Source organism: Micrococcus sp. Mcc28, from assembly GCF_024519775.1.
Classification (GTDB): Bacteria; Actinomycetota; Actinomycetes; order Actinomycetales; family Micrococcaceae; genus Micrococcus; species Micrococcus luteus.
Genome location: NZ_JALJRH010000008.1, coordinates 96,914 through 103,705 on the forward strand (window position 1 = coordinate 96,914; position 6,792 = coordinate 103,705).

The window sequence follows — 6,792 nt, forward strand, 5'->3', positions numbered from 1 at the left end:
CTGGATCCGGCGCGAGGACGGCTGAGGAGAGAGGACGCAGGCGTGCACGAGGACGAGGGACGACGCCGGCACTACGGGCACTTCTACGGGCTCGAAGACCTGCCCGAGGGCGACCTGCTGCTGGTGTGGGGCAACTGCCAGGGTGAGTCGTACCGGCGGCTGCTCGGCGGGGAGCCCGGCACACCGCTGCACGGGGCGGACCTGGTGAGCGTCCGCGTGCCGCCCGCCTTCGAGGCCCAGCCGGACGAGGTCGAGCACCTGGAGCGGCTGCTGCCCCGCGTGAAGGCCCTCGTCACCCAGCCGATCCCGCACGACTACCGGGGCATGCCCATCGGCACGGACCAGCTCGTGGCCCGGCTGCCGAAGGACGCCGCCGTGGTGCGGATCCCCGTGGTGTACGACGTCTCGCGCTTTCCCTGGCAGGTCACCCTCCGCAACTGGAGGTTCGCGCCCGGGGCGGCCGAGCGGCCGGGGGAGGACCCGCCCGTCGTGCCGTACCACGACCTGCGCGTGCTGGCCGAGGCGGCGACGGGCCGTCGTCGGGAGGTGGCGCCGGCGGCGATCCGCGAGGCCGCGGCCGCGTCCGTGCAGGCGCTGCGGGCGAGGGAGGAGGCGAAGGGGACGCTGTCCATGGCGGACCTCGTGGCGGCGGAGCGGGGCGTCGGCTTCTACACCGTGAACCACCCGACCAACATGCTGCTGACCCGCGTGGCCGAGCGCGTGGCCGGGCACCTGCCGGGCGACGTCGCCGTCCAGCCCGTGCCCGCCTCCCGCGTGCTCCTCGGCGGGGTGCGCGCGCCCCTCGAGGCGGTCGTGGTGGAGGCCCTCGACCTCGACGCCGAGCCGACCGAGGACTGGACCGTGGCCGGACAGACCGTCCCGGCCGAGCAGCTGCGACAGACCCACCTGGACTGGTACGCGCAGAACCCGCAGGCCGTGGAGGTCGGGATGCGCAAGTACGCCGACCAGCTGCGGCTGCTGGGCCTTACGGGCTAGCGCCGGCCCCGGCCACCAGTGGAGGATGGGCGGCACGTCCCGTCTGCCGCGGAGCACGTCTGCGGGGGCGGCCGTACCGTTCCTTTGACCCCGTCACCCCACGGAGGACCACGTGACCGAGCAGTACGACATCCTGATCGTCGGCGGCGGCAACGCCGGCGTGTCCTTGGCCGCCGCACTGCGGCGGAAGCGGCAGGGTCGGGTCGCCATCGCCGACGGCCAACAGCTGCACCGCTACCGGCCGATGCTGAACTACGCGGCGGGCGGGCAGGCGGACATGGCCCGGTTCGAACGGCCGATGCGGGCCGTCATCCCGGACGGGGTCGAATGGATCCCGGACCACGTCGTGGCCGTGGACGCCGAGGAACGGACCGCGGTGACGAGCACCGGGCTGACCGTGGGCTTCCGCCACCTCGTGCTCTGCCCGGGGCTGACCCCGTGGTGGGGTGCGATCGACGGGCTGCGTGAGGCCTACGCCGCCGGATGGGCGGCGAGTGCGCACGTGCCCGAGCACGTGGACGCCGCCCGGGCGCTGCTGTCGCGTGTGGCCGCGGGGGACCGTGTGGTGGCGAATGTGCCGGCTGAGCCCTCCTCGTGCGGCGGCACCGTGCTCAAGGCGCTGTTCCTGGCCTGCGCGGCGTGGGAGCGCACGGGGATCCTGCCGGACGTGGACGTCCGCCTGGTGACCCCGTACGGCCGGATCCTGGACCGGCAGACCATCGACCCCGCTCTGGCCGAGGCCGTGGCGAGGTACGGCATCCATGTGCACGCCGGCGCAGAGGTGAACGCCGTGGACCACGAGGCCCGCGAGGTGGTGCTCAACACCGGTGAGCGGATCACCGACGTCGCGGCCGCGTACATCACGCCCGTGGTGCGGGCCCCGGAGTTCATCGCCGAGGCGGGCCTGGCGGACGACGGCGAGGCCGGCCTGGCGGCCGCGGATCCCGCGACCCTGCGGCATCCCCTGCACCCGCACGTGTGGGCGCTGGGCGACGCCGCCGCCCTGGGCACACGGCCCTCCGGCGGAGCCCTGCGCCGGCAGGTCAAGATCCTGACCCAGAACATCCAGGCCGCGGACGCGGGGAAGCCGCTCCAGAAGTACGACGGCTACACCGTGATCCCCGTGATGGTCAGCCGGGACGAGCTGGTCCTGGACGAGCACGTCCGCGACGGCTCCGAGGACCGGTCGATCCCCGGCGTGGACCTGACGAAGCCGCGGAAGAGCACGGCGGCCTTCGACCGCTTCGGCCAGCCCCGGATCTACTGGCACCGACTGCTCAAGGGCAAGGTCTGAGCCCAGCGTTCTCGCTGTCGCGACACGTGCGGCGGACGTGCTGTCCCTCGCGGGGCGCCCCCGCCCGATCCGGATGACGGCGCCGGCCCGCCGAGCGTTTTCGTTCGGGAAACGGCGGCGTGTCGCACCGCTGTCGTTCGGGAAACGGCGCCCTGCCGACGACGCCGCCCTCAGTCGTCGCGGCCCCGCACCGGGCGCTCCTCGAGCGTGGTCTGCACGACCCGCCCGCGCTTCCAGCTGTTCGCCCCCGGCACCACGTCCGGGACCGGGATGTCCGCGCGGTTGCGCCGCTTGGCCGCGGTGTCCACGCCCACGCGCTCGTCCCGGGCGCGCAGGAGGGCCTCGTCCACCTGGCCGTCGCCGGTGAGGCCCATCATCAGCTGGGGGATGCCGTACGGGAAGTCGTCCCGGTCGTACTGCCAGGTGTGGAACGTCTTCCCGTAGGTGTGGATGAGGTCTTCGAAGTAACTGTGCTCGGCCAGCTCGGGCACCCCGGGGGCCGTGAGGGCGCCGGAGCTCACCTCGTAGTGGTGGCTGTGCCACAGGCGCCGCTCCTCGTCGGGGAGGCTGCGGAACCGCTCCTCGCTGATGATGTACTCGATGCCGATCAGCCGTGCGTCCGGCGCGTTGCGGTCGAAGATCACGCACTGGTGCAGGTCGTGGCGCAGGTGGATGCAGAAGTGGCTGGCTTCGACCTGTCGGCCGAGGTCGTCGGCGTAGAAGTGCAGTCCGTTGAGATAGGTGCTCATCGCGCCCATGGGGTACTTCGGCTGGACCAGGCCGGATGCCGCGTCCAGGAGGCGGTGCTTGAGCGGGTGGCCCTTCCCGACAGCGCCCATGAGGGCGATCTTGCGGGCTGCGGTGACAGCGGCCGCGGTGCCCAGTCCGTCGGCGAACCCGAGGGCGGTGGAGGACAGGCGATGGGTGCTCATGGCCTCACGCTAGGAGCGCGGAGCGGACTCGGCCAGGGTGGTGGGGCTGCCGGGGCTGCCGGGGCTGCTCAGGAGGCGGGGACGGCGGATCGTCTGCGCATCTGACCCTTCTGAGTGGGCGCGTGGTCGCCAGAAGGGCCAGAGAGGCAGAAGATTCCGGGCGGCCGGCGGGCACGACGTCGGTCCATACGACACGCGACAATGCGCAAAATGCATTTGCGCTAATTGCCTATCGACTAAGGCTCACCCCTCTTGTGCTATTCGTGGGCCGGAGTAATCTCGATTCCAGCAGCACCGTCCCAGCCCGGGGCGGGCCCGAACCGGGAGGATCACGCCATGACCACCGCCGTCCGCACCTGCGCCGCCAGCGCCTGCGCCTTCAACGCCGAGTCGTCCTGCAACGCCCTCGCCATCACCGTCGCCGGCTCCGACCGAACGCCCGGCTGCGGCACCTTCGTCCAGCTCGACGTCCGCCGCCCGGTGACCGAGGGCGCCTCGACCGTCGGTGCGTGCCACCGCCTCGAGTGCACCTACAACGCCGACCTCGCCTGCACCGCCGAGGGCATCGAGGTCACGGACGTGGCCACCTGCGCCACCTACACGATCAACTGACGCCGCCCCTCAGGGGTGGGCGACCCGCGCCGGGATCGCGTCCAGCAGTCGCCGCCAGGCGTGCCAGGGGCTGTGGTCGAGCCGGCCAGCGCCGGGCAGGGCCACATGCACCGCGGTGCTCTCGCCGTCGCGGACGCGCAGCAGGGTCACCCCGGCTTCGTCCGCATCGAGGGCGCGGGCGGGGGACTCGGGCAGGGGCTCGGCGTCGACCTGCAACGGGGTGCTCTCGCCCGGCAGCAGGCCCAGGGCGACGGCGTCGGCCAGGTCCGCGAGCACCTCGGGGGCGGTGCCCAGCACGTCATCCGCCAGGTCTGCGAGCTCGGCCTGGTCGACGAGCCCGCGCGACGTGAGCGGCAGGGTGTGGCGGCAGAACACGGCGACGCCGTCGACGTCGTGCAGCAGGATCCGCTGGGTCTCGACGACGCCCACGCGCACCCGCGGGCCGACGTCGGCCACGAGGTCCGCGACGCGACCGCGCAGCCCCAGCTCCGCGACCTCGGCCGAGTCCCGGCACCAGCGCAGGGTGCCGAGCAGATGCACGGATGCCAGGCGGGTGGGGACCGTGAGGTCCAGGGTGTCGCGCAGGACGTCCACGCGCACGTCGAGCGGCGCGGGCGTGTGGAACGCGCCGAGCGAACCGAGGAGGTTGGGGACGTGGGCGACCACGAGGCGGCCCTCCGCGCTCACGCCGTGGACGGCCGTCGTGAGCGTCTCGCCGGCGCGGAAGGCCGTGACCTCGACGGAGCCCTCGCCGCGGAGCAGCCGCTGGGCCAGCAGCAGACGACGGGGCGCCACGGGCGGCAGCGGATGAGCGGGGTGCGTGGAGGCGTGGGCCATGGGGGTCCTTCCGGCGGGGGTCCGGAAACCAGTAAGGCACACCTCAGTGAGATACGCAAGGCGAGTGTTGTGTATTTGTCACACGTGGGGCGGCGGGGGCGAGTGGTGCCGGGCTACGGTGACGGGACTCACATGCCGTCGTCGAGGGAGACAGCCGATCATGACCTTCCGCCCTACCCACTACCGACTCACGACGGCGGCCTTCGGCGTCGCCCTGGCGCTCGCCCTCACCTCCTGCGGCACGGCGCAGGATGCGGGCGGCTCATCGGAACCTGCCACCGCCACCGTCGTCGACTCCGCACTCACACGCATCAAGGAGGCCGGCACGTTGCGCGTCTGCTCCACCGGTGACTATCCGCCCTTCACCGAGCAGACCGAGAGCGGCGACTGGAAGGGCATCGACGTGGACATGGCCCGCGATCTCGCCGAGACCATGGGCGTGGAGCCGGAGTTCGTGAAGACCAGCTGGAAGACGCTCATGGACGACTACACGTCGGGGGCGTGCGACGTCGCCGTCGGGGGCATCTCCCTGAACCCGGAACGCGCCGAGCAGGTGTACTTCACCGTGCCCACGCAGGAGGACGGCAAGACGCCGATCACTCGCTGCGAGGACGTCGAGAAGTACGACACCGTGGCGGAGATCAATCAGCCGGGTGTGCGGTCGATCTTCCCGGAGGGCGGCACCAACGAGAAGTTCGCGCGGGAGCACTACCCGCAGGGCGAGCTGCTGACACACGACAACCTCACGGTGTTCGACGCTCTCGCGGCCGGTGAGGCGGACGTGATGACCACGGACCGCTCCGAGGTGCTCTACATCGACCACGAGTACCCCGAGCTGTGCGCCGCGAACCCGGACGAGCCCTTCGACTACTTCCAGAAGGGGTACATGCTCCCGCAGGGCGACGAGGTGTTCAAGCACTACGTGGACCAGTGGCTGGCCATCGCGCTCAAGGACGGGACGTACGAAGGATTCGCGGAGCCGTGGGTCGGGGACGTGGAGCTGAGCCTGGAGGACTGAGCCGCAAGGGCGATCCCGTCCCCGCTGGGACGCCGCCCTTGTAGACGTCCGCGGTGGTGACGCGCTTCAGGTCTTCGAGTGCAGGAGTCGTCAGCCGGTGACCTCGAGCTCGAGGCCGAGCACCTCCATGACGGAGAGCACTGACTTCAGGGTGCTCTTGCCGGTGCCGCGCTCGATCTGGCGGACGGTCGCATCCGAGACTCCCGCCAGGTCTGCGAGCTGCTGCTGGGTCAGCAGGAGCTCTTTACGCATGGCGCGGACGCGATCGCTGATCTTCATCAGCGCCGCGGCAGAGGAGACTGCGCGTGTGGTGGCCACGGCCCCAGCGTGGCAGATGAGCAGCTGAAATCCGAAGGATTCTTCGGAATCGGTGACGTTCGACTGCTGCGGTGACGAGTCGACATGGGAAACCGAAGAAGACTTCGGATTCGAGCCTCCGGAGGTCGGTCGAAAAGGTGCCGGCCTCCTCATCCGAAGAATTCTTCGGAACCCGGCTCTCAGGCATCAGGCGTGCGACTTTTCAGTGCCAGAATGAGGCCGACTGCCACACCGCCGTGCCCCGAAAGGATCTGCCACCATGCCCTCTCGCCAGAACCTCTCGAACTTCGTGTGGGGGATCGCGGATCAGCTCCGGGGCGTGTTCAAGCCGAACCAGTACGGCACGCTCGTCCCTCCGCTCACCATCCTGCGCCGCATGGAGGCGGTCATGGCCCCGCACCGGCTCGTTCTCGCGGGATCCCTCGTAGTGATCGAACAGGCTTGGCGGGATGGTCTCGACGGCGGCGAGCACTGACTCGATATCGTCCGGGGTGGGGGTGCGAGAAATCACGAGATGACCCCCTTCGCAGGGCTGCGAGCAGTATCCCTCCAGCCGCGGGCTCTGAAGTGCGGCTGTGGCAGGTGAAGTGGCCGTTCACCCTTCCGACGCGGAAACGCGACATGAGCATTCCTGCTCGACTCTCACATGTCCTCGGCGTGTCGCTCAATGGGTGCGTTGCTGTGCACAATATGCAGTTGAGGGCCTTCTCACCCTTCCTCGACAGACTCTTGGGCTGACCCCGTTTCGTAGGTCCAGTCGTTATGAGAGTCGTCCTGTTGCCCGC

General features: G+C 70.6%; 8 protein-coding genes. 5 read left to right on the forward strand and 3 right to left on the reverse strand.

The features are described from left to right. Positions 1 to 42: 42 nt before the first annotated feature. Positions 43 to 996 (forward strand): WcbI family polysaccharide biosynthesis putative acetyltransferase, encoded by a 954-nt coding sequence (locus tag NR073_RS06135; protein ID WP_135019277.1) that lies wholly within the window; start codon positions 43 to 45, stop codon positions 994 to 996. Between the two features lie 112 nt (positions 997 to 1,108). Next, a complete protein-coding gene (locus tag NR073_RS06140) occupies positions 1,109 to 2,290 on the forward strand; it encodes an NAD(P)/FAD-dependent oxidoreductase (protein WP_159305714.1) in 1,182 nt (393 codons plus the stop codon). Positions 2,291 to 2,460: 170 nt separating this feature from the next. Here the strand turns inward: NR073_RS06140 and NR073_RS06145 are convergent, their stop codons facing one another. Continuing rightward, positions 2,461 to 3,222 carry an OBAP family protein gene (locus NR073_RS06145; RefSeq protein WP_041102636.1) on the reverse strand — a complete coding sequence of 254 codons (762 nt, stop codon included), beginning with the start codon at positions 3,220 to 3,222 and terminating at the stop codon, positions 2,461 to 2,463. A gap of 336 nt (positions 3,223 to 3,558) precedes the next feature. On the opposite strand from NR073_RS06145, the gene NR073_RS06150 reads away from it, so the two are divergent. After that, on the forward strand, positions 3,559 to 3,834 hold the full coding sequence (locus NR073_RS06150; RefSeq protein ID WP_060973588.1) for a DUF1540 domain-containing protein: 276 nt from the start codon (positions 3,559 to 3,561) through the stop codon (positions 3,832 to 3,834). A 9-nt stretch (positions 3,835 to 3,843) separates the two neighbouring features. Here NR073_RS06150 and NR073_RS06155 read toward each other — a convergent pair whose 3' ends face one another. Beyond that, the gene (locus NR073_RS06155; RefSeq protein WP_216881669.1) at positions 3,844 to 4,671 is read right to left on the reverse strand and encodes a hypothetical protein; all 828 of its coding nucleotides are present in this window, start codon (positions 4,669 to 4,671) and stop codon (positions 3,844 to 3,846) included. A gap of 160 nt (positions 4,672 to 4,831) precedes the next feature. Here NR073_RS06155 and NR073_RS06160 point away from each other — a divergent pair, with 160 nt between their 5' ends. Beyond that, a complete protein-coding gene (locus NR073_RS06160; protein WP_063188582.1) occupies positions 4,832 to 5,689 on the forward strand; it encodes a transporter substrate-binding domain-containing protein in 858 nt (285 codons plus the stop codon). A gap of 90 nt (positions 5,690 to 5,779) precedes the next feature. Here the strand turns inward: NR073_RS06160 and NR073_RS06165 are convergent, their stop codons facing one another. Next, on the reverse strand, positions 5,780 to 6,007 hold the full coding sequence (locus NR073_RS06165) for a helix-turn-helix domain-containing protein (protein WP_223247472.1): 228 nt from the start codon (positions 6,005 to 6,007) through the stop codon (positions 5,780 to 5,782). 259 nt (positions 6,008 to 6,266) lie between these two features. On the opposite strand from NR073_RS06165, the gene NR073_RS06170 reads away from it, so the two are divergent. Beyond that, positions 6,267 to 6,482 (forward strand): type I restriction-modification system subunit M N-terminal domain-containing protein, encoded by a 216-nt coding sequence (locus tag NR073_RS06170; RefSeq protein WP_069942031.1) that lies wholly within the window; start codon positions 6,267 to 6,269, stop codon positions 6,480 to 6,482. Positions 6,483 to 6,792 lie beyond the last annotated feature (310 nt).